This is a genomic window from Pseudarthrobacter sp. Hb11, from assembly GCF_059383655.1.
On sequence record NZ_JBWZCM010000003.1, the window covers coordinates 320810 to 342256 of the forward strand.

Sequence of the window (21447 nt, forward strand, 5' to 3'; positions counted from 1 at the left end):
ACCGAGTTGGGGGTAGCGTTTGGTTATGAGTGCGCAGCAGCCCGAAGACGACGTTTACACGCACGGCCACCACGAGTCGGTGGTCCGCGCCCATGCCGCCAGGACCGCCGAGAATTCCGCGGCCTTTGTCCTGCCGCACCTCGCCCCCGGGGCAGAAGTGCTCGACGTCGGCTGCGGCCCGGGCAGCATCACCTGCGATTTCGCCGCCCTGGTCAACCCCGGGAAGGTCACCGGGCTGGACCGCTCCCCGGACATCATTGCCCAGGCAAAGGCGCTCGCCGTTGAGCGCGGGGTAGCCAACGTCGAGTTCGCGGCCGGGAATATCTACGACCTCGACTTCGAGGATGAAACGTTCGACGTCGTCCATGCCCACCAGGTGCTGCAGCACCTGACCGACCCCGTGGAGGCGTTGCGGGAGATGCGCCGCGTCGCCAAGCCAGGCGGGATCGTAGCCATCCGCGACGCCGACTTCCACGGCATGAGCTGGTACCCCGCCATCCCGGAGCTTGATGAGTGGATGGAGCTTTACCAGCGGATCGCGCGGCGCAACGGTGCAGAGCCCGACGCCGGCCGGCGGCTCGTCAGTTGGGCACAGTCGGCGGGCTTTACCGACGTCGCGCCCACCAGCAGCAATTGGCTCTACGCCACCGGGCAGCAGCGGCGCTGGCAGGCCCGCGTCTGGGGCGAGCGCGTGCTGCACTCCGCTTTCGCCGAGCAGGCACTGGAATACGGCTTCGCCAACCCTGCCGACCTCGCGCGAATCTCGGCAGGCTGGCACCGATGGGGATCCACCGACGACGGCTGGTTCCTGATCCCCAACGGCGAGGTCATCGCACGGGCGTAGGAGAATGCCGCAAGCATTCGGACCCGTGGCAACCCTCTGGTGAAACCGCCCTAAACTTGACTGGTGCAATTCTCCCTTTGGCTCGCCCTGGCCGGTGCCGGCGCCCTGATCAGCTTCACGCCTGGTGCCGGAGCCATCAACACCATGAGCAATTCCCTGAACGCCGGCTTCCGCCGCTCCATCTGGGGCATCCTCGGCCAACAGGCAGCACTGGTGATCCATGTGGTGATTGTGGCCCTCGGCGTCGGGGTGCTGGTTGCCAGCTCGCCTGTGGCCTTTAACGTCATCCGCTACGCGGGCGCCGCGTACCTGGTCTATCTGGGCATCAGGCAGTTCCTCAGCAAGCCGGACCTTGAGCAGGAGAAAATCGCGGGCCTCCGGAACGAGCCCGCCTGGTCCATCTTCCGGCGCGGACTTTGGGTGAACCTGCTGAACCCGAAGGCGATCGTTTTTTTCCTCGCTTTTATGCCCCAGTTCATCCGCCCGGAACAGCCCCTCCTGGCCCAGTATGCAGTGCTCACCGGTACGGTCGTGGCCATCGACATCCTGGTCATGTGGTTCTTTTTCGCGGCCGCAGCCCGGTCCTTCGAGCGGTTCACCCATAGTGCCCGCGGGCAGCTGATCCTTAACCGTGCGTTCGGCGTGCTGTTCGTGGCTGTGGGAATCCTGCTGGCTTTGATCCACTGACGGATTGAGCGCGCGCAGGAGGCAGGAAAATAATGTGAACGGGATGTGACGGAGAAGCAAAGCTTCTTTACATGGTCGTCAACATTTGTGAACCAGCGCTAGCCAATGAGGCTAATTAGCACGCATGCTTAGTAAATGAACTCAATGTCGAGCCCATACCGCGTTATTGCCGTCTGTACCGGAAACATCTGCCGGTCCCCTATGGCCGAGCTGATGCTCGCCGCGGCGATGGAACGCGAGGGGCTGGACAGCGTAGTCGCAGTAGACTCCGCGGGTACCACCGGCTACGAAGCGGGCCGTCCGATAGACCCGCGGGCCGCGCGCCGCTTAGGCGTCACGCAGCTCCTCTCCGACAGACATGTGGCCCGGGAATGGCAGCCGGGATGGTTCCGCGAACGTAACCTGATCCTGGCGCTGGATATCGACCATTACGCCTGGCTGAGTCAGTCCGCGCCGGACCAGGAGTCCCGGAACAAGATCCGCATGCTCCGCAGCTTTGACCCCCGGCAGGCGGGAAAGGACTTGCTGGACCAGGGCATCGAGGACCCCTGGTACGGCGGGCAAGCCGATTTCGACGCCGTCTGGCACCAGATCCACGCCGCGCTGCCCGGGCTCGTAAACCACATCAAAGGTGCCGTCATCAAAGATGCCCAGCTCCTGCGCAGATGAAAGGCCGGCAGCGATAAAGGTACGCTCTAACCCATGAGCCCAGCCCCCGTCATCATCGCCATTGACGGTCGCTCCGGAGCAGGGAAAACAACGCTCGCCGTCGAACTGGCGGCACGGCTGCGCGCCCATCACAAGGTCTCGCTGTTCCACCTCGAGGACATCTACCCCGGCTGGAATGGGTTGATGGCCGGGGTTGACCGCTACGTCGCCGCCGTCCTCGAACCCCTGAGCCGTGGTGACGCGGCCACGTGGACCAGCTGGGACTGGGAGAAGAGATACGACGGCGACGTCCGCGTCACGCTGCCCGCCGAGATCGTCATTGTTGAGGGTGTGGGCTCCGCCGCCGCCGCCGCCCGCCCCCACCTAAGTGCCGTCATTTGGGCGGACTCGCCGGAGGAGATTCGCCGGAACCGCGCGCTGGACCGCGATGGCGGAACCTACGAACCGTACTGGGACCAATGGGCGGCACAGGAAGAGGAGTGGCTGAGCGCCGACGACGTCCCGCGCCATGCTGATCTACGCATCCTGAACCGCGCTGACGGCAGCGCCCCCACCGACGCTCTGCAGCTGCTGCCGTACCTCCCCGCCCTGGCCACTGTTCTCTCCCCTGAGTTGTCCTCCCGCCGCGGCCTAAGCCTTATCGCGGAGCGCCTGGAGCTGCGCCCGGATGCCACCATGCTGTTCAGCACGCTCTACGGCAGCTCACCCAACGCCGTCTGGCTGGACTCTTCCAATGCGGCCACTGGGGCCGGGACCGGAGCGGACCAGCCAGGGTCCGCAGCGGCGGAGCGCAGCCGGTTCAGCATCATGGCGGACGACGGCGGCCTGTCCGGCCAGTTGGTGACCCATTGTTCCGGCGAAAGCCAGATCAGCGCAGGCTGCGCGACAGCTACGGTGGAAGGTCCTTTCTTCCGCTGGCTGGACACCGCATGGGGCGGCGCCGCGGTCCACACCCCGGAGGGCTACCCGGGCGAATTCACCCTTGGCTGGTTGGGCTGCCTTGGGTACGAACTCAAGCGGGAGACGGGTGGAGCAGACCTCTCTGCACCCACCCCGGACGCCGCCTTGATCTTCGCCGGCAGGGCTGTGGTCCTGGACCACGCCGAGGGCACTGCCTGGCTCCTGGCTTTGGACGTCCCCGACTCGGACCAGTGGCTCAGGGACGCGCGGGCAGCCACTGAGGCAGCCTCCGGTCGTGCCGCCCAGGCGGGCGGCAGCAACGGCGTCGTACTTTCGAAGGCGCCGGTGTTCCGGAGCCGTGATACTGCCGATGCCTACAAGGAGAAGATCGCTGCGGCACAGCACGAAATCGCCGAAGGAAACACCTACGAAGTTTGCCTGACCACGTCACTCACGGCCAAGGTCCCCGCCGCAGCGCTGGATCCGTGGCAAACATACCTGGCCCTGCGCCGCAAAAACCCCGCCCCCTTTGCCAGCTACCTGAGGTTCCGCAGCCTGACCGTGGCCAGCACCTCGCCCGAACGCTTCCTGAAAATCGCGTCCGACGGCGGCATGCGCGCCGAACCCATCAAGGGAACCCGCCGCCGCGCCTCCGATCCGGCGGAAGACGGCCGGCTGCGGCTCGAGCTCGAAACGTCCCTGAAGGACCGCGCCGAGAACATCATGATCGTTGACTTGCTGCGGAACGACCTAAGCCATTTCGCGGTCCCTGGCTCCGTAACCGTGAGCAGGCTCTGTGCCATTGAAAGTTACGCCACCGTCCACCAGATGGTCAGCACCATTGACGCCCGGCTGCGGCGTGGATCATCCCGCGCGGAGGCTGTGGCGGCGTGCTTCCCTGCCGGCTCCATGACCGGAGCTCCCAAGATCAGCACCATGGCCATCCTGGACCGGCTCGAAGGCGACGGACGGGGGCTGTACTCCGGCGCCGTCGGCTACTTTTCGCTGAACGGCGCAACAGACCTCGCCGTCGCCATCCGGACGCTGGTGATCCGCGACGAAGGCAATGGAACCGCGGAACTGACCCTCGGCGTCGGGGGCGCCATCACGGCGGACTCGGACGCCGACGAGGAGTACGAGGAGATCCGGACCAAGGCCTTCGGTGTCCTCTCGACACTCGGCGCGGAGTTTCCGGACGCCTGAACGAAGCTCCCGCACGCTGTTACTGGACGGTTGCCGTCAGCCTCGCCACGTTATCGACATACCGCGCCGCCAGCGGCCGGTTGAGCCAGTCGGACAGCTCGAGCTCATGCGAGATGTCCCGGTAAGTGTCTTCCACGGCACGCATCTTGGTCACGATGTCCGCGCCCAGCAGCATCACCGACACCTCAAGGTTCAGCGAGAAGGAGCGCATGTCCATGTTGCTGGAACCAAGGACCGCCACTTCGTCGTCGATGGTGAAGTGCTTGGCGTGGAGCACAAATGGAGCTTTGTACAGGTAAATCCGGACACCGGCCTCCAGCAGGGCCTCGTAGTAGGAACGCTGGGCGTGGTGGACCAGGAACTGGTCACCCTTTTCGGAAACGAACAGCTCCACATCCACTCCGCGTTGGGCGGCGGTGGTGATGGCATAGAGCAGTGAATCGTCCGGAACGAAGTATGGACTGCAGATGGAAATCCGGTGCTGGGCGGAGTAGATGAGGGTGTTGAAGAGCCGCAGGTTGTTTTCGGTGATGAACCCCGGGCCGCTGGGAACCACCTGCGCGGTGACGTTTCCGGGATGCACGTTCGCCGGGAGCTGCAGCTGGTGTTCCAGGGACTCGTCGGTTTCGCTCAGCCAGTCGGTGGCGAAGACGACATTCAGGGTGGTGACGATCGGCCCGTGGAGGCGGGCCATCAGCTCCACCCACTCCCGGCCTGCCTTGCGGTGCCGCGGGTTGTTGTAGGAAGGCTCGATCAGGTTCTGCGAGCCGGTGAAGGCGATTTCGCCGTCGATCACCATGATCTTGCGGTGGTTCCGCAGGTCGGGCCGGCGCCACTGGCCATGGATGGGCAGGAGCGGGAGCATCCGCTTCCACTGGATTTTGCTGGCCCTGAGCCGCTTCAGGAGCCTGTTGTAGCCCTTGACCCGCAGGGTGCCGATGTGGTCGAACAACACCCGGACTTCCACGCCGCGCTCGGCCGCTTCCTCCAGGGCCGTCAGCAGGTCGTTGGTGATGTGGTCCGTGCTCATGATGTAGAACTCGGCGTTAACGAACTTCTTCGCATTCCGCACGGCCTGCGTCATGTGCAGGATTGAATCCGGGTAGCCGGGGATAAGGTCCACGGAATTGCCATCCACCATGGGCAGCGAGCCCAGCCGCCGGTTCAATTCCGCGGCGGACCGCACCCATTCAGGGCCCGGGTAGTCGCTCTCCACGTCCGCAAGCGACGAGATCCCGGCGCGCACCCGCTCGTTGACCTGCTGCTGATGCTCGCGGCGACGGCTGGACAGCTTGAAGTTGCCGAACAGCAGGAAAAGGATGATGCCCAGGAACGGGACAAAGAAGATGCCCAGCAGCCAGGCCATCGCCGTGGTGGGCCGGCGGTTGCCCGGGATGATGCCCAAGGCCAGCACCCGGATCACCAGGTCGGCGACGGCCAGCAGCACCACGGTCCAAGTCGGCGCGGAACCGGCAAGCGAAAATGGCCACAACACGTGATTAACCCCCGGAGGATGGGCTCCCGGCGGACGGTTCCGGCCGGGGCACTCTGCCCAGCTTATCCGCGGGTGCCGCACTAAGCTGGAGCCATGACCTCTCCAGCTCCTGTTGTTCTCGTGTTCCTCGACCCGGCTTTCCCGGATGGGCGGCTTGCCGATGCGTCCAAGCCGCAGTTGCTGGTGACGGACCAGGGCGCCACCAGGGGTGACGGGGTCTTTGAAACCATGCTCGCAGTGGACGGCAAAGTGCGGAAAATCCAGGCCCACCTGGACCGCCTGGCGGGTTCCGCCGAGGCACTGGACCTCGCCATTCCCAGCGAGGATGTATGGCGCCGCGCCATCGCCACTGCCCTGTCCGAACACCGCGCCCAGCATCAGCCTGCTTCCGGGTCCGACGATGAACTGGTGGTCAAGCTCGTGGTGACCCGCGGAGCCGAAGGCGCCTCAGCCCCCACCTCCTGGGTACAGGTTTCCCCTGTCGGGGCGGCCGGGCGCCGCCAGCGCGAGGCCGGCATCGACGTCATTCTCCTCGACCGGGGCTACGACAGCGACATTGCCGAGCGCGCCCCGTGGCTGCTGCTCGGCGCCAAGACGCTCTCCTACGCGGTCAACATGGCGGCGTTGCGGCATGCCCACAAGCAGGGTGCCGACGACGTCATCTTCATCTCCTCCGACGGCCGCGTCCTGGAGGGCCCCACGTCGACTGTGCTGATGGCCCACGTGGAAACGGCCGACGACGGTACGTCCGTCAAGCGCCTCATCACACCGCAGCTGGACAGCGGTATCCTCGCGGGCACCTCCCAGGGTGCCTTGTTCGCCGCAGCCAAAGCGGCCGGCTGGGAACTGGGGTACGGTCCGTTGGAGCCCCAGGACCTTTTGGACGCCGACGCTGTCTGGCTCATTTCGAGCGTGCGCCTGCTTGCTCCGGTGAACAGCATCGATGGCAAAGACGTGGGCACCCCGGCGGTGCAGAAAGAGCTGACCGCGGAGCTGAGCGAGCTGTTTGCCAGCATCGCGTAGCGGTTTCCACTGCCGCAGTACTAACCGCCGCCGCGCTTCCTTCGAGTAGCTGCCGTACTTCCCGCCGCTAAGCGGGGGGAGCTTTTGGCTCCGCGGTCAGCTGCGCTTCGAGGCCGGAAAGCAGGATGGTGATGCCCTGGTCCAGCTCAGCCTCGCCGTCATATTCGGCGAGCGCCGGAGCCAACGCACGGAGATGGGGAAACTCTTTTAACGGCAGCCGGTGCAGCCCTAGCCGAAGCAGCACTTCATTCTCTTCGGGGTCCACCACGAACTCCTGCAGCTCGTTCAGAATGTGGCCATAGAGGAACCCGTAGTAGGCCCTATAGACGTGGAGGGCGTCGGCAGGGCTGAATCCGGCGCCAATCAGCAGGGCGAGAATCTGCTCCAGCGGGCGCAGGGTGCCCAGCGGGCGCAGACCGAGCGGAGTGGAGAGCGGTCTCGTCACCAGCAGCGGCACCACGTTGGGATGTTCGAGCGCGAGCCGCCGAAGGTTATGCGCGATGTGCCGAAGCTGGGCTTTCCAGTCGGGGTCCTCCGGGTGGATGGGCAGTTCGTTGAGAACGAGCTCCGAAACGCCATCGAGCAACGCCGCCCGGTTCTCTGCGTAGCGGTAAAGGCTCATCGGATCCCGGTCCAGCTCTTGCCCCAGCCGGCGCATGGTCAGCGCGTCAAGGCCTTCCGCGTCCACCAGTTCCAATGCCTTGTTGAGCACCAGATCACGGTTGAGCCGCTCCTTTGGGGCGCGGCCCTTGGCAGGGCCGGAGGTTTTCGGGGAGGGCATGACTTTTCCGTTCTGGAGCCGGCGGCAAGCGTCTCGGGAAGGTATCTCCAAACGCTTGCTGTATACGTAGTCTACGGGTAACGTCTACATTGTAGTAAGGGGGTCGACACCGCCCCACACCATCGATTCCCAAGGTCTCGATCACCACTCCATGGCCCCGTGCAGGGCATAGAGGATTTCGCTGCTGTAGCCGAACGGCGGTACACACGCACTTAGCGAAGGGACGCCGTCATGGCACATTCGCAGTTCGACCTTTTTCTCCAGGAAGCCACCCACCTCGACCAAGCGTCCGACCACAGCCTCAGCGGTGACCGCCTTTACGGCCTGTATACCAGCTGGTGCTTCATCAACCAGCAGGCACCCGGAATGGAAGCCGCCTTTTGGGCAGGGATGAAACACAGGATCAGCCCGAGCCATAACGGCCTGCGGATGAAGGGTCCGGCCGCCGCCGATTACATCCTGGCAAGCTGCCCCGGCATCGTGTAACCGACATCAGAAGAGAGGCGTGAAGGGCTCCCAAGCGGGCAGCCCTTCACGCCTTTCCTTTGCTCCAACAGCTGGGCGGCCGCCCAGCTCAGTTACGGAACATGACGACGGCGGCGATGCGGTGCCGCGCGCCAAGTGTTACTTTTTTGGGGAGTAATGAGTACCGGCGCCAAGCCCTGACTGGCCGGTCGGCAACCCTCCTTTTGCGGCGGGGTGCCTCAGGTGAATACTCGGCATATCGACCGAATCGTGTTGCAAGCGTGAAAGAAGGAGATCCGTCGTGTCTGACGCACCTGCCCTTGAAGAAAAACTTTCCTACCGGCTCGTTACCGGGCCGGATGACAGGTCTTTCTGTGAACGGGTTTCGACCGCCCTGGCCGAGGGCTATGTGCTTCACGGCAGCCCTGCCGCGACGTCCAACGGCGGCAAGGTGATTGTTGCGCAAGCCCTGGTTCTTCCGGCAGCCATCGCTTCCGCCGATGCGGCGGTGGCCACCGCCGTGGATGACCTCGAATCCGCGGGCGAAGACCTTGAGTTCGACGGCGAGGGCCACGCATGACCTACGCAGGAGACCTGACGCCCCAGGAGGCATGGGACAAGCTGGAGCAGGGCGCCATCCTGGTGGATGTTCGCACCGAAGGCGAATGGGCCCACATCGGTATCCCGGACACAAAGGCCACCGACAACGATCCGCTGTTCATCCAGTGGACGTTTCCCGGCGGCATCCCCAATCCGGACTTCATTACCCACCTGACGCAGCAGGCGCCGGAGGACGCTTCGGCCGAACTGGTATTCCTGTGCCGCTCGGGGCAGCGTTCCATCGCGGCCGCCATTGCTGCCACCCAGGCCGGCTTCACCTCCTACAACGTGCTGGAGGGCTTCGAGGGCGAACCTGACCGGTACGGCGAACGCACCGTCAACGGCTGGAAGAACCGCGGCCTGCCCACCAATCTCGGAAAGAACTAAGTGACCTTTAACGAAGACGCCGCCGGCTGGAGCCCCGACACCCAGTCCGTCCGTGGTGGACTGGACCGCACCAACTTCCAGGAAACCAGCGAGGCGGTGTTCCTGAACTCAGGGTTCGTGTATGAATCCGCAGCTGCGGCAGAGCGCGCTTTCACGGGCGAGGACGAGCGCTTTGTGTACTCCCGCTACGGCAACCCCTCCGTGGCTACCTTCCAGGAGCGGCTCCGCCTCCTCGAGGGCACCGAGGCGTGCTTCGCGACGGCGTCCGGCATGTCCGCCGTCTTCACCGCCCTGGGTGCCCTGCTGGCCGCCGGCGACCGCGTGGTTGCCGCCCGCTCGCTGTTCGGTTCCTGCTTTGTGATCCTGAACGAAATCCTGCCGCGCTGGGGTGTGGAGACAGTGTTTGTGGACGGTCCGGACCTGGAGCAGTGGCGCGATGCCCTGTCCCAGCCCACCACCGCCGTCTTCTTTGAGTCGCCGTCCAACCCGATGCAGGAGATTGTGGACATCGCCGCAGTCAGCGAACTCGCGCACGCGGCAGGTGCCACGGTGGTGGTCGACAATGTCTTTGCCACTCCCCTGCTGCAGCGGTGCGGAAGGTTCGGCGCGGACGTGATTGTTTACTCCGGGACCAAACACATCGACGGCCAGGGCAGGGTGCTGGGCGGCGCCATCCTCGGCACCAAGGAATTTATTGACGGGCCGGTCAAGCAGCTCATGCGCCACACCGGCCCGTCGTTGTCCCCCTTCAACGCCTGGGTGCTCACCAAAGGCCTTGAGACGATGGCCCTCCGCGTCAACCACTCTTCGGCTTCAGCCCTTCAGCTGGCCGAATGGCTGGAGCAGCAGCCTGCCGTGAGTTGGGTAAAGTACCCGCTGCTGAAGTCGCACCCGCAGTATGAACTCGCCGCCAAGCAGATGAGTGCCGGCGGCACCGTTCTCACCCTGGAACTCGCGACGACGGGTGGCCGCTCGGGCAAGGAAGCGGCCTTCGCGCTTTTGGACGGCCTGCGCATCATTGACATCTCCAATAACCTTGGCGACTCAAAGTCCCTGATCACCCACCCCGCCACCACCACGCACCGTGCCATGGGTCCGGAGGGACGCGCAGCCATTGGCCTGAGCGACGGCGTCGTGCGGCTTTCGGTTGGCTTGGAGGACGTGGATGACCTGATTGGCGACCTCGAACAGGCACTGAAGCAGATTTAGAGTTTGGCTGGCGCTGCGTCCACACCAACCCCGGCAACCAAGAACCAACCCCCAGAATCGACCTCCCCCACCGGCCGTCACTACAAAGCCGAACACCACCACTGGGAACCACCACACTGGCCGGGTTGGATTGCGGAACTATGGACTGCATCCGAAGAAAGGGATCCCGAGCGGGTCGCTTTCCGTCCGCTGACATGAGTTGCGTCAGTCCTTCCCAGACACCTCCGGAGATATCAGGGCTGGCGGACCCGCAACAAATCCGGGACCTCATCGACGTTCGAGAAATCCAAGGAGCCGCGCATAGTCACGTCTATTGCATGCTTGACCACTGCACCAAAGCCCAAGTCCTCAGGCGCATAAGCGGCCAACGCCTTGTCCCGGACGCGGCGCTGTTCAGCTGCCCCTGTTCCACGGGCAATAACGTCCTCTACCCCTTGCCGGGCCAGGGCAAGCTCGCCCTGCTCCTGCAGTACCGGGGCGAGATAGTCCACCAGGGAACGCACTACGTCGGCAGCATGGGCCGGCCGGAAGGAACCGAAGTCCAAAAGCTCCCCGCTGAGCCCTTGGCTGCTCGCCTGCCAGGAAGCCATCCGCAAAAGTACGGTGGGCACCGGCGCGGGATCGACGCCCTCACGCCACTCACGGCCCGCTGTTTCCACAAGCGCCCGGACGAGAACGGCAATGAGGGCCGCATCCTCGGCGCGGAGGCAGACGTCGGCAACGCGGACCTCCACAGTGGGGTGGTTCCGGGACAGTCGGGCGTCGAAGTAGATCATCCCTTCGTCCAGCATCACCCCGCTGTCCAAAAGCCGGGTAACCACCCGGCGATAGGCAGAATAAGTTCCGTAAATACCGGCGGGACCCGCCGTCGGCCAGCGGTTCCACGCCTGGGTACGGTAGCTTTCAAAGCCGGTCTGAAGACCGTTCCAGAACGGCGAGTTCGCACTCAGGGCCGTGAGGACCGCAAGCTTGTCGCGGATTCGGTCCAGTACAGCCACGCCCTCGTCCTGGGACTCGATATAGGTATGGACGTGGAAACCGCAGGTCAGCTGCTCCTGGGCAGTCAGGCCAAAACGCTCCAACATCCTGGCATAGCGCGGATCAGGAGTGGTGTGGCTGGCCAGCCCAAGGGGCGAGGTGGCCAACGCGGCCACCCGGGCATTATTCTTCCTGGCAGCCTTGTCGGCAAGCGCCCGGCCGGCCCGGATCTGGTCCAGCAGCACACCGTACTCCAGGCATGGCCGCGTCTGCGTCTCAATCTGCTCCAGCTTGAGTTCGGCACTCAAGCCCATCTCGTCGTCGTCGTAAACGGTTTTGTCTTCCGTTTCGAGATCCCGAGGGTCATCCGGAGCGTCATCGGCAGCCAACCGCCGGCCCGACAGGAGAGCATCAGCAAGGGCAAGCGGCTCCCCGCTCTCCGGATCAACGATCCGGAGTTCTTCCTCAACGCCGAATGTTCGCATACTCACATTCTGCGGCAGGCGGGCCCCTTTTGAAGGCCCCCATGGCTTCATGACGAAGCGTGAATGTTCAGTCCTGGAAATACTCCACTTTGGCGCCGATAGCGTTCAACCGCTCGGCGAGTTCCTCATATCCGCGTTCGATGACGTAAATGTTCCGGAGTTCGGAGACTCCCCTGGCGGCCAGCATGGCCAGCAGCAGGCATGCTGCCGGGCGCAGGGCCGGCGGACAGCCGACCTCTGCAGCGCGCCACTTGGTGGGGCCGTTGACGTAGATCCGGTGGGGGTCCAGCAGCTGAACCTGTGCACCCAGCCGGTTCAGCTCCGTAAGGTAAATGGCCCGGTTTTCATAAACCCAGTCGTGAATCATGGTCTGCCCGCTGGCGTTGGCGGCAATAACGGCGAAGAAGGGCAGGTTGTCGATGTTCAGGCCCGGGAAAGGCATCGGGTGGATCTTGTCCTCCGGTGCGTGCAGCTCCGAAGGCTTGGTGGTCACGTCCACCAGCCGGGTCCGGCCGTTGCGGGCCGTGTACTCGCCCGATATCTCCAGTTGCTGGCCCATCTGCCCCAACGTGGCCAGCTCGATTTCCATGAACTCGATGGGCACCCGGCGGATGGTCACCTCGGAGTTGGTCACAATGCCGGCGGTAATGAGGCTCATGGCCTCGATGGGGTCCTCGGACGGGAAGTACTCAATCTCAGCATCAATCATGGGACGCCCAGTGATCTTCAAGGTGGTGGTGCCGACGCCGTCGATGGTCACACCCAGCATCTGCAGGTAGAAGCAGAGGTCCTGCACCATGTAGTTCGGGCTGGCGTTGCGGATCACCGTTGTCCCCTCACGGTGCGCCGCTGCCATGATGGCGTTCTCGGTGACAGTGTCGCCGCGCTCCGTAAGCACGAAGGAACGGTCGCGCGTATCAGCAGAAGGGGCCTGTACTGCATAAAAACCGGCAGTTGCTTCCACTGTGAGTCCGAACTGGCGCAGGGCCTGCATATGCGGCTCAACAGTGCGCGTGCCCAGGTCGCAGCCACCCGCATACGGGAGGCGGTACTGCGAAGACTCGTCCAGCAACGGCCCCAGCAGCATAATGACGCTGCGCGTGCGGCGGGCGGCTTCAACGTCCATTGCCTCCAGGTCAAGGACGGCAGGCCTGCGGAGCTGGAGGTCGGAATCGTTGAGCCAGGTGCACTCGACCCCGATGCTGCTGAGCACCTCAACGATGCGGTTCACTTCCTCGATGCGCGCAAGACGCCGAAGAATGGTGGTCCCCCGGTTGATGAGGCTTGCGCACAGCAGCGCGACGCCGGCATTCTTGCTGCTGTTAACGTCCACGGAGCCGGAGAGCGTGCGGCCGCCCTCCACCCGAAGGTGCGTCATCTGGGGTTTTCCCACGTTGACGATGCTCCGGCCGAAGATCGTCTCAAGGCGCTGGATCATTTTCAGGCTCAGGTTCTGCTTGCCCTGCTCCATCCGGGCGATGGCACTCTGGCTGGTCCCGAGCTCGGCGGCCAGCTGGCCCTGGGTCCAGCCCTTCTCGCCCCGGGCATCCCTGAGCATGGCGGCAACGTGTTCGGTGGTTTCCTGCGTCATGCCACAAATATATCACAAATGAGCTATACAATAGTCATTGTGGTCCGTGTAACGCTATCCTGAGAGCGTTTACCCACTACATGCGATAGCAGCGAGCTGCCAGCATTGTTGACCGTGCCTGCCGAACCGGAGGAAACTGGATAGACCCTCTTACTTTCGACGACGACGGAGGTGACAGTGCGCAGAACTCAAGACGCCCGGGTAACGGCTAGGCTGGCCGCCCTGCTGTTCGCTGTCCTGCTCCTGCTCCCTGCCGGGCCCGCGTCCGCGGCGCCCTCGCCGGGTGAAGGCCAGCAGTCCACGCTGGGCAACGATGTCTCCTGGCCCCAGTGTGAAAAGCCCCTTCCCGCGGAGCCGGCTTTTGCCATTGTCGGCGTCAACAACGGGTTGGCCAACAACACCAACCCTTGCCTGAGGGAACAGCTCGAATGGGCGGAAACCTTATCCGGCATTACGCCCCAGCCGAAGGTGTCCCTTTACGTCAATACCGCCAACCCTGGAAGCAGCGGCTCGTGGTGGCCCACCAGCAACGAATACCCCATACTATCGGCCGTCCATAACCCCTACGGCTCCTGCGAGGAGAACGACTACGGGAAAGCCTGCGCTTACATGTACGGCTACGCCAAGGCCTATGACGACGCCTACATCCGCGGGATCACCAACCCCTCGGACTATTTCTGGTGGCTGGACGTGGAAACCGAGAACAGCTGGTCCACCACAGACAAGGATGCGAACCGCACGGTACTGGAGGGCATGACGGACTTCTTCCACAGCATCGACGTTAAGGGAGTCGGGCTCTATTCAACCGGTCTCCAATGGGGCCGGATCGTGGGTACCGTCAGCAACTCAAGCAACCTCTATTCGCTGCCAAGCTGGCTGGCCGGGGCGCGCTCCGTCGCCGGGGCCAAAGCCAAGTGCTCGGACCCGCCACTGACCGACGGCGGTGAAGTGGCTCTGACCCAGTTCGTTTCCAGAAAATTCGACTACAACCACTCCTGCGACTGAGCTCCTGCGTCCGTCAGTCAGCTCCCCAGCCACACCATGTTCCACGTCCCTGCCCAGATTGCCGCAGCAAAGGCTGCACCCGCCATCAGCACGCCACCACCAAGAACCCATAGGTCCATTCCGCTGTAGGTGGATTCCCGCGCCCATGTCCGCCTTCCGCCGCCGAAACCACGCGCCTCCATGGTGACGGCCAGTCTTGAGGCCCGCCGGATGGCTTGAACCAGGAGCCCGAAGCTCTGGCCCAGCGTTGCCTTCAGCCGCTGCAGGGCACTGCCGCGGGAACCAACGCCGCGGGCACGGCGGGCCATCCCAATGGTCTGCCACTCCTCCGCCATCAGCCCCACCAGGCGCATGGCGGCCAAGGTCCCCAGCACAAACCGGTGCGGAAGGCGCGCCTTTTGCGCCAGCGCATCGGCAAGGTCAGTGGGATCGGTACAGCTCATCAGCAGCACCGCCGGGAGCGCAATTGCCAGGCCACGAAGCATGAACCCGACCCCAAGTTCCAGCGAGCCTTCGCTCATGGTCCAGATGCCGACGTCGATCAGCGTCTTTCCGCTGTCCGCCGCCAGGATGGAGGTGCTCCAGCCGCCGACGGCCGCGGCAAGGATCAGCGGCCACCCCCGCTGCCACAGCAGCGTCAGGGTGAGCCCCGCCAACGGGAACAGCAGGAACTCAAAGGCCAGCGCCACGGAGGCTGACACCCAGTCGATGGACAGGGCCAGCACGGCCGTGATCAGGAAGACGGCCGCGAACTTACTCAGCGGGTTGGCGCGGGTCAGCAGGGCGTGGTTGCCGCGGATGTTCAGCTCCTGCCTCACGGCGCCACCGCCGCTGCCGCCATGCGCAGTTCCGTTCCGCCCAGCGCGGCCGTGAATTCGGCGTCATGCGTCACGGACACCACGGCGGTGCCGGCGTCCAGGAGTTCGGACAGGAACGATGCCAGCTCCGCCCAGGTGTTGGCGTCCTGCCCGAAGGTGGGTTCATCCAGGACCAGGACCTGGGGATGCGCGGCCAGGACTGTGGCCACCGAGAGCCGCCTCTTTTCACCGCCCGAGAGCGTATACGGATTTGCGTCAACGAGTTCGGTGAGCCGGAGCCGCTCCAGCAGTTCATCCACCCGTTCCTCGCCGTGCCCGAGATGCCGCGGGCCAAAGCGCAGTTCGTCGAGCACGTTCCCGGTGACGAACTGGTGCTCGGGTTCCTGGAACACCGTGCCCACCCGCTCGATCAGCTGCTCCGCCTTCCATTTAAACGGGTCAATTCCCGCACCGCGACTAAGCGCCAGGGTGGCGGAAACCTTGCCGTCGACGGGCCGCAGCAGCCCTGCGAGGGTCAGTGCAAACGTGGATTTCCCTGCGCCGTTGGGCCCGGTGATGGCCAGGGCCTGCCCTGCCCGGACCTGCGCGGAAATCCCCTGTTGCACCGGCACGGGCGCCAGTTTGCGGAGACCCTTGCGGCGGGCACGTTCCCGCGATATGGCCAGTTCCTCGGCGGCAAGCAGAAGGTCCCCGTTGCCGGGAGCAGGATCCGCCGCACGGAGACGCGTAGCCGGCACGTGGCCAGGCACCCAGACCCCGGCCACGATAAGCATGCTCCGGGCTTCCCTGAGAACCTGGTCCGGCCGCCCATCCAGCAGCACGGCAGGATCCGTCGAAGAGCCCGGCTGCAGCACCACGATCCGGTCCACCAGGTCCTTCCAGACAGACACGCGGTGTTCCACCACCACCAGTGTTGCCCCGGTTTTGTCGAGGCAACGGCCAACGGCGTCACGCACCTCCACCACCCCGGCGGGATCCAGGTTGGCCGTCGGCTCATCGAGGAGGAGCAGCCCCGGCCGCATGGCAAGGATGCCCGCGAGCGCCAGCCGCTGTTTCTGCCCGCCGGACAGGGCCGACGTCGGGTGGTCCAGCGGCAGGTGGGAGAGCCCGACGTCGTCCAGGGCCTCATGCACGCGGGCCCAGATATCGGCGCGGGGCACGGCGAGGTTCTCGGCGCCGAAGGCGACGTCGTCACCTACCCGCGAGAGGACCACCTGCGTCTCCGGGTCCTGCTGCATCAGTCCGGCCCTGCCGCGCTGCCCGCGGGGGGAGGCGCCGTCAATCAGCAGCGAACCCGACTCGTCGGAATCCCCGGCCGCGCCGCCGTCGTCGGTGTCCTCAGCGTCCCCCAGCACCCCGGCCAAGGCATGGAGGAGGGTCGACTTGCCTGCCCCGGACGGGCCCAGCAGGAGCACGCGCTCCCCCGGCCGGATGTCCAGGTCAAGGGCACGGACAGCAGGCCTGGACCGCCCGGCATGCCGCCAGCCCCAGCCGCGGGCGGTGACGGCAGCCGGCTGCGACGCCACCGACGCGCCGTGGAGGGAAGGAGCTGTCATCAGGAGAGGACTGGCTCCGTAGCTGCCTTGCGCGACGCAAAGGAGCTCAGGACTCCGGTCTTCGCCAGGCCGCGGGTGGCGAGCCAGGACAGCGTGCCTGCGATGACGGCACCGGAGACCGCGGTGAAGATAATGTAGGCAAGCTTGTCCCCGCCGGAATAGGCGATGTTCCAGCCCCAGGGCGCGAAGGAGTCATTCAGGCCGCAGAACAGCCCGGCAGCAGCGCCGGCGAGCAGGGAAACCGGCAGGTTGAACTTCCGGTACACAAAAATCGCGAAGATGATTTCGGCACCCAAACCCTGGACAAACCCGGAGAACAGCACGGAGGCGCCGTACTGCGAGCCCATGAGCAGTTCGCCGGTGGCTGCAACGGTCTCGCAGAAGAGTGCGGCCCCAGGCTTGCGGATGATGAGCATGCCCAGTACCGCGGGGATCATCCAGCCGCCGGCCAATAAGCCGGTGAGCGGAGGGTAAAGGGCGTTCATGGGCGCCGAGACTGCGGCCGCCCCCTGGGACCAGGCCCAGAAAATGACGCCGCCGGCGATGGCGATCAACGCCGCCACCACGATGTCCACGACGCGCCAGGACCTGCTGGTGGTCTTCTTGATTGCTGTAGTTGCCATGCGATTCCTCCTGAGGAACAGGAGGGGAAAGCACGGCAACGGCACGCCGCTGCGGTGCTTCGAGAACTCGACTCCCTTGCGCCGGTACTAACCGGATCAGGTTCGAGGGTCTGCGGCTGTCCGCACTCTCAGCGCCCACCTGCGGATCCTGGCTTGGCCAGTGATGCCCGACGGCGGCGCTCCCCTGTCGTTGAATGTTTCTGTTGGTAAATATTTGCCCTGGTGGGCGGGGTCCAGTTTACACCGGAGGAGGGGTAGATTGTGGGCCATGACTGCCAATTCCCCCCATGTGACTGAGTTCGATCCGGATTCCGATGCCACCCAGCCGGAAGGTTCGCTGCAAGCGCTTATCGCCCGGATTGAGGGCGAAATCCGGGAGCTTCAGTTTCCTGGCTTCTCCATGGACGATGCACTGAATCTGGGGCTGCTGCTCGTCGAGCTGGGCAAGGAGGGCCAGTTCCCCATCGCGATTGACATCACCAGGGGCGAGCAGGTCCTGTTCCATGTGGCCCTGACCGGTGCCACCCCGGACAATGAGCACTGGATCCGGGCCAAACAGCGCACCGCCGCCCGGTACGAGGCGCCCTCCCTGCTGGTGGGGCTGCGCGCCCGGCTCGGCGGCGGACGGATTGAGGACCAAGGCTGGTTCGATCAGAGCCGGTATGCCGCCCACGGCGGCTCGTTCCCCGTGTACGTCACTGGCGTGGGGGCAGTGGCCACGGTAACTGTTTCAGGGCTTCCCCAAGTGCAGGACCACAACCTGGTGGTACAGGCCCTGCGCGAGGTCCTCAGCTCCATGCGCACGGACTGACGCCGGGCCTCAACGGGCGCAATGGACCCCCGGGAACGCCCGGAGTACATTCAAAGCGGGTGGCGGGAAAGTTCCAAAGGAGGGGCGCCATGCTCGGTAATGCAGCCGACAACCAGGTGCGGGCGGCCGTGGACAAGGCCGCGGAGGAAATGATCTACATCGGCCCGGACCACCCTTACTATCCCCTGCTGGCGGAACTGGTGTCCGCCGTCGGGAATGCCTGGCAGCAGGGGTATGAGCACGGCCGCCGCGGCGGGCACCATCCAAACCCCTATGTGTGGAGCACCCCGGAGGATTAAGGCCACCAGCGGCCGCGGAAATTGTGGCTGGCAGGGCGGCCGGCAGCTGCGCGGGTTCCAACAGCAGGATGGCCTTACTTAGCTTATATTAGTAATCATGCTTACTATGTTGTCTCCAGGCTTTTGAGGAGACAGGTCATGACAGTCAGCACCCGCGCCACCGGAGCGAGGACAGGCCTGCAAAAGGCGGCCCTTGCAACGGGTACCCTCTTCCTGCTGGTGGGTGTCCTGGGGTTCATCCCCGGGATCACCAGTGATTACGAAGCACTGGGCATGGCCGGACACGGTTCGGGAGCCCTGCTTATGGGTGTCTTCCAGGTGTCGGTCCTGCACAACATCGTGCACCTGGCCTTCGGCGCGGCCGGACTGCTGCTGGCGAGGACCCACCAACAGGCAAGGAGCTTCCTCATCTACGGGGGCGTCATCTACCTTGTCCTGTGGCTGTACGGCCTCCTGGTGGGCGATGAGACCCCCGCAAACTTTGTCCCCCTTAACGGCGCCGACAACTGGCTGCACCTTGCCCTGGGCCTTGCCATGATCATCCTCGCCATCCTGCTTTCCCCGCGCACCACCCCACGGCGCAGCCGCAAACGTGACCTGAAATCACAGCCTTGACCGAAGCCGCCACCGTCGACGGCGCAGCACCGGCAGCACCCCTGCCGCCCAAAGGAGCATCATGAAGATCCCGGAACCCAGAGGTCCCATCAGTACCGCCCTGTTCAGTGCCCTGGCAGTTACCGCCGGGACCGACGACGCCGCCGCAGGCGTCGAGGAACTGCGCCGGCAGGTCACGGCACAGCTGCAGGCAGCCGCCGACATCATCGGGGACGACGACGTCCAGCTGGCACTTTTCTGCCTCTACGAGCTTCACTACTCCGGCCTTGAAGGCGTGGGGGACGACTGGGAATGGGAGCCGGGCCTCATCCAGGTCCGCCACCTGCTTGAAAGGCCATTCGAAGCAGCGCTGCGGGCAGCAGCCGAATCAGCAGCAGGGGAGCTGGACCTGCCGCCTGCGGCAGAGTTGACCAGTGACGCCGTGGCCGACGTCCTGTTCGGCCTTGCCGCCGCCGACACCGGACCCAGCGTGTCCCGCTATGTGTCCAAAAAGGCGACCCTGGAGCAGCTCAAGGAGTTCCTGGTCCACAAGTCGGTCTACCAGCTCAAGGAAGCGGACCCACACACCTGGGCCATCCCCCGGCTCACTGGCAGGCCGAAGGCTGCACTGGTGGAGATCCAGGCCGACGAGTACGGCGGAGGGCGCCCGGAACGCATGCACAGTGCGCTCTTTGCCCGCACCATGCGGGGCCTGGGAATGGACGACCACTACGGCGCCTACCTCGACGCAGTCCCGGCCGTGTCCCTTGCAGCGGTGAACATGATGTCCCTGTTCGGGCTCAACCGGCGGCTCCGCGGCGCCATCACCGGACACCTTGCCATCTACGAGATGACCTCCTCACAGCCCAACCGCCTGTACGGCAACGGTTTCCGCCGGCACGGCTTCGACGCCGAGGTGACCCATTACTTCGACGAGCACGTGGAAGCCGACGCGGTCCACGAGCAGATCGCCGGCCGCGACCTCGCCGGAGGTCTCGTAGAAGCGGAACCCGAACTGCTGGGGGACGTTCTTTTCGGGGCGACGGCTGTCATGGCGATCGATGGCCGGCTTTCGACACACCTTTTAGCCTGCTGGGAAAACGGCGAGACTTCGCTGAGGGCGGCAGTGCCGGCAGCAGCGTGAGCACAACAGCCATCAAGCAGTCTGCCGAATACATCCTGCCGCTGCGCTGGACCGGGGATTCGGACCTTCCGGACCTGGCTGCCTACCTCGGGCGCCTCTCCGGGTGGATACCCGTGACCGTGGTGGACGGCTCCGCTCCGGAGCTGTTCGAGCGGCATCGGGCCGCCTTCCCGCCTGCCATCCGCCACATCCGTCCGGAGCAGGGCGGCAACGGCGGCAACGGCAAGGTGGCCGGTGTGATGACCGGCGTCCGGGCGGCCGGGGCGGAGCTGCTGGTAATAGCCGACGACGACGTGCGCTACACGCGCGAATCGCTCGCCGCCGTCGTCAATCACCTTGAGTCGGCGGAGGTTGTGCGGCCGCAGAACTACTTCGACCCCCTGCCGTGGCACGCTTGGTGGGACACGTCCAGGACCCTGATCAACCGGGCCTGGTCCGCAGACTTTCCGGGCACGCTGGCCGTGCGCCGGAGCGCGTTGCTGGTTACCGGCGGCTACGAGCCGGTCCTCTTCGAAAACCTCGAGCTGATCAGGACCGTCAAGGCTGCCGGCGGCCGGGAGAAGATCCTGCCGGACCTGTTTGTGGCCCGGAAGCCGCCCGGGCCGCGCCACTTCCTCAAGCAGCGCACGCGCCAGGCATACGACGACTTCGCCCAGCCACTCCGCCTCGCCGCGGAACTTTCCCTGCTTCCGGTGATTGCCGCAGCAGCCTGCCTTCCCTCGAGGCACCGCGGTAGAGCCTTCCTGGCACTGGCGGCGGCACCGGTCATCATTGCCGGAATCGGGCGGCGGCGGCACAACGGGACAACGGTCTTCCCCTTCCGCGCAGTGTGGTGCGCACCGCTGTGGGTCCTGGAGCGGGCGGTCTGCATTTGGATCGCCCTTGCCTACCGCTTGGGCGGGGGTGTCCCCTACGCCGGGACCCAGCTGAAGACTGCAGCCCACTCCGAAGCCGAACTCCAGCGCCGGCACTCCGGAATGCTGGGCGCCATGCACCAACAGCACCCACAGACTTCCGCCCGCAAACCCCACCAGGAGCAGCCATGAACCAGGAACCCGCCGAAAGCTCAATCGTGGTGTGCCCCGACGGGCCGCTGATTGTCCGGGGCGACTTTGAAATCGTGACGCCCTCCGGGGACCCGGTCCCCCGGCAGCGCCAGACCGTGGCGCTGTGCCGCTGCGGCGCATCGGCCATCAAGCCCTACTGCGACGGCACGCACAAAATGATCAAGTTCAGGACGGAACCGCCGGCGGACTGACAAGGCCGGTGCCGAGGATCAA

Annotated in this window: 23 protein-coding genes and 2 riboswitches; of the genes, 16 read left to right on the top strand and 7 right to left on the bottom strand. The window is 64.9% G+C overall.

Annotation, left to right across the window (positions count from 1 at the left end):
- Nucleotides 1-25 precede the first annotated feature (25 nt).
- The 4 genes from AC50X7_RS08095 to pabB all read left to right on the top strand — a co-directional run bounded on the left by AC50X7_RS08095 (nucleotide 26) and on the right by pabB (nucleotide 4303).
- Nucleotides 26-844 (top strand): methyltransferase domain-containing protein, encoded by an 819-nt coding sequence (locus AC50X7_RS08095; protein ID WP_494978530.1) that lies wholly within the window; start codon nucleotides 26-28, stop codon nucleotides 842-844.
- Nucleotides 845-907: 63 nt separating this feature from the next.
- Entirely contained in the window at nucleotides 908-1531 is a 624-nt protein-coding gene (locus AC50X7_RS08100) for a LysE family transporter (RefSeq protein ID WP_494978531.1), read from the top strand.
- A gap of 135 nt (nucleotides 1532-1666) precedes the next feature.
- Nucleotides 1667-2200: a low molecular weight protein-tyrosine-phosphatase gene (locus tag AC50X7_RS08105; protein ID WP_494978532.1), complete on the top strand. Its 534-nt coding sequence runs from the start codon at nucleotides 1667-1669 to the stop codon at nucleotides 2198-2200.
- 33 nt (nucleotides 2201-2233) lie between these two features.
- Entirely contained in the window at nucleotides 2234-4303 is a 2070-nt protein-coding gene (gene pabB, locus AC50X7_RS08110; RefSeq protein ID WP_494978533.1) for an aminodeoxychorismate synthase component I, read from the top strand.
- A 19-nt stretch (nucleotides 4304-4322) separates the two neighbouring features.
- Here pabB and cls read toward each other — a convergent pair whose 3' ends face one another.
- Complete coding sequence (gene cls, locus AC50X7_RS08115) at nucleotides 4323-5798, bottom strand: cardiolipin synthase (RefSeq protein WP_494978534.1); 1476 nt, start codon at nucleotides 5796-5798, stop codon at nucleotides 4323-4325.
- A gap of 93 nt (nucleotides 5799-5891) precedes the next feature.
- Here cls and AC50X7_RS08120 point away from each other — a divergent pair, with 93 nt between their 5' ends.
- Nucleotides 5892-6821 carry an aminodeoxychorismate lyase gene (locus AC50X7_RS08120; RefSeq protein ID WP_494978535.1) on the top strand — a complete coding sequence of 310 codons (930 nt, stop codon included), beginning with the start codon at nucleotides 5892-5894 and terminating at the stop codon, nucleotides 6819-6821.
- Nucleotides 6822-6888: 67 nt separating this feature from the next.
- Here the strand turns inward: AC50X7_RS08120 and AC50X7_RS08125 are convergent, their stop codons facing one another.
- Nucleotides 6889-7602, bottom strand: a complete 714-nt coding sequence (locus tag AC50X7_RS08125) for a TetR/AcrR family transcriptional regulator C-terminal domain-containing protein (RefSeq protein WP_494978536.1) — start codon at nucleotides 7600-7602, stop codon at nucleotides 6889-6891.
- 231 nt (nucleotides 7603-7833) lie between these two features.
- Between AC50X7_RS08125 and AC50X7_RS08130 the strand changes: the two genes are divergently transcribed.
- The 4 genes from AC50X7_RS08130 to AC50X7_RS08145 all read left to right on the top strand — a co-directional run bounded on the left by AC50X7_RS08130 (nucleotide 7834) and on the right by AC50X7_RS08145 (nucleotide 10263).
- Entirely contained in the window at nucleotides 7834-8088 is a 255-nt protein-coding gene (locus tag AC50X7_RS08130) for a hypothetical protein (protein ID WP_307093553.1), read from the top strand.
- Nucleotides 8089-8240: 152 nt separating this feature from the next.
- A riboswitch (SAM riboswitch) is annotated at nucleotides 8241-8355 on the top strand.
- A gap of 13 nt (nucleotides 8356-8368) precedes the next feature.
- Complete coding sequence (locus AC50X7_RS08135; RefSeq protein ID WP_494978537.1) at nucleotides 8369-8647, top strand: DUF1737 domain-containing protein; 279 nt, start codon at nucleotides 8369-8371, stop codon at nucleotides 8645-8647.
- Nucleotides 8644-9054, top strand: coding sequence for a rhodanese-like domain-containing protein (locus tag AC50X7_RS08140; protein ID WP_494978538.1), 411 nt, complete (start codon nucleotides 8644-8646; stop codon nucleotides 9052-9054). The genes AC50X7_RS08135 and AC50X7_RS08140 overlap by 4 nt, the downstream gene beginning before the upstream one ends.
- On the top strand, nucleotides 9055-10263 hold the full coding sequence (locus tag AC50X7_RS08145; protein WP_494978539.1) for an O-succinylhomoserine sulfhydrylase: 1209 nt from the start codon (nucleotides 9055-9057) through the stop codon (nucleotides 10261-10263).
- 233 nt (nucleotides 10264-10496) lie between these two features.
- On the opposite strand, the gene AC50X7_RS08150 is transcribed toward AC50X7_RS08145, so the two are convergent.
- Both AC50X7_RS08150 and AC50X7_RS08155 read right to left on the bottom strand, forming a co-directional pair.
- Nucleotides 10497-11726: a glutamate--cysteine ligase 2 gene (locus AC50X7_RS08150; protein ID WP_494978540.1), complete on the bottom strand. Its 1230-nt coding sequence runs from the start codon at nucleotides 11724-11726 to the stop codon at nucleotides 10497-10499.
- A 67-nt stretch (nucleotides 11727-11793) separates the two neighbouring features.
- A complete protein-coding gene (locus AC50X7_RS08155) occupies nucleotides 11794-13317 on the bottom strand; it encodes a UDP-N-acetylglucosamine 1-carboxyvinyltransferase (RefSeq protein ID WP_494978541.1) in 1524 nt (507 codons plus the stop codon).
- Nucleotides 13318-13494: 177 nt separating this feature from the next.
- Between AC50X7_RS08155 and AC50X7_RS08160 the strand changes: the two genes are divergently transcribed.
- Nucleotides 13495-14322, top strand: coding sequence for a glycoside hydrolase family 25 domain-containing protein (locus AC50X7_RS08160; RefSeq protein WP_494978542.1), 828 nt, complete (start codon nucleotides 13495-13497; stop codon nucleotides 14320-14322).
- 17 nt (nucleotides 14323-14339) lie between these two features.
- Here the strand turns inward: AC50X7_RS08160 and AC50X7_RS08165 are convergent, their stop codons facing one another.
- Genes AC50X7_RS08165 through AC50X7_RS08175 form a run of 3 tightly spaced genes read right to left on the bottom strand, consistent with a single transcriptional unit; the run spans nucleotide 14340 to nucleotide 17319 of the window.
- A complete protein-coding gene (locus tag AC50X7_RS08165) occupies nucleotides 14340-15140 on the bottom strand; it encodes an energy-coupling factor transporter transmembrane component T family protein (RefSeq protein ID WP_494978543.1) in 801 nt (266 codons plus the stop codon).
- On the bottom strand, nucleotides 15137-16696 hold the full coding sequence (locus tag AC50X7_RS08170) for an ABC transporter ATP-binding protein (RefSeq protein ID WP_494978544.1): 1560 nt from the start codon (nucleotides 16694-16696) through the stop codon (nucleotides 15137-15139). Before AC50X7_RS08170 ends, AC50X7_RS08165 begins: the two co-directional genes overlap by 4 nt.
- Entirely contained in the window at nucleotides 16696-17319 is a 624-nt protein-coding gene (locus AC50X7_RS08175; protein WP_494978545.1) for an ECF transporter S component, read from the bottom strand. Before AC50X7_RS08175 ends, AC50X7_RS08170 begins: the two co-directional genes overlap by 1 nt.
- Nucleotides 17320-17374: 55 nt before the next feature.
- A riboswitch (TPP riboswitch) is annotated at nucleotides 17375-17515 on the bottom strand.
- Nucleotides 17516-17587: 72 nt separating this feature from the next.
- On the opposite strand from AC50X7_RS08175, the gene AC50X7_RS08180 reads away from it, so the two are divergent.
- The 6 genes from AC50X7_RS08180 to AC50X7_RS08205 all read left to right on the top strand — a co-directional run bounded on the left by AC50X7_RS08180 (nucleotide 17588) and on the right by AC50X7_RS08205 (nucleotide 21425).
- Nucleotides 17588-18130, top strand: a complete 543-nt coding sequence (locus AC50X7_RS08180) for a heme-degrading domain-containing protein (protein ID WP_494978546.1) — start codon at nucleotides 17588-17590, stop codon at nucleotides 18128-18130.
- Nucleotides 18131-18219: 89 nt separating this feature from the next.
- Complete coding sequence (locus AC50X7_RS08185; RefSeq protein ID WP_494978547.1) at nucleotides 18220-18429, top strand: hypothetical protein; 210 nt, start codon at nucleotides 18220-18222, stop codon at nucleotides 18427-18429.
- A 138-nt stretch (nucleotides 18430-18567) separates the two neighbouring features.
- Nucleotides 18568-19044 (top strand): DUF4383 domain-containing protein, encoded by a 477-nt coding sequence (locus tag AC50X7_RS08190; RefSeq protein ID WP_494978548.1) that lies wholly within the window; start codon nucleotides 18568-18570, stop codon nucleotides 19042-19044.
- Nucleotides 19045-19105: 61 nt separating this feature from the next.
- Nucleotides 19106-20167: an iron-containing redox enzyme family protein gene (locus AC50X7_RS08195; RefSeq protein WP_494978549.1), complete on the top strand. Its 1062-nt coding sequence runs from the start codon at nucleotides 19106-19108 to the stop codon at nucleotides 20165-20167.
- Nucleotides 20164-21213, top strand: a complete 1050-nt coding sequence (locus tag AC50X7_RS08200) for a glycosyltransferase family 2 protein (protein WP_494978550.1) — start codon at nucleotides 20164-20166, stop codon at nucleotides 21211-21213. Before AC50X7_RS08195 ends, AC50X7_RS08200 begins: the two co-directional genes overlap by 4 nt.
- Nucleotides 21210-21425 (top strand): CDGSH iron-sulfur domain-containing protein, encoded by a 216-nt coding sequence (locus AC50X7_RS08205; protein ID WP_307093539.1) that lies wholly within the window; start codon nucleotides 21210-21212, stop codon nucleotides 21423-21425. Before AC50X7_RS08200 ends, AC50X7_RS08205 begins: the two co-directional genes overlap by 4 nt.
- The last annotated feature ends 22 nt before the right edge of the window (nucleotides 21426-21447 follow it).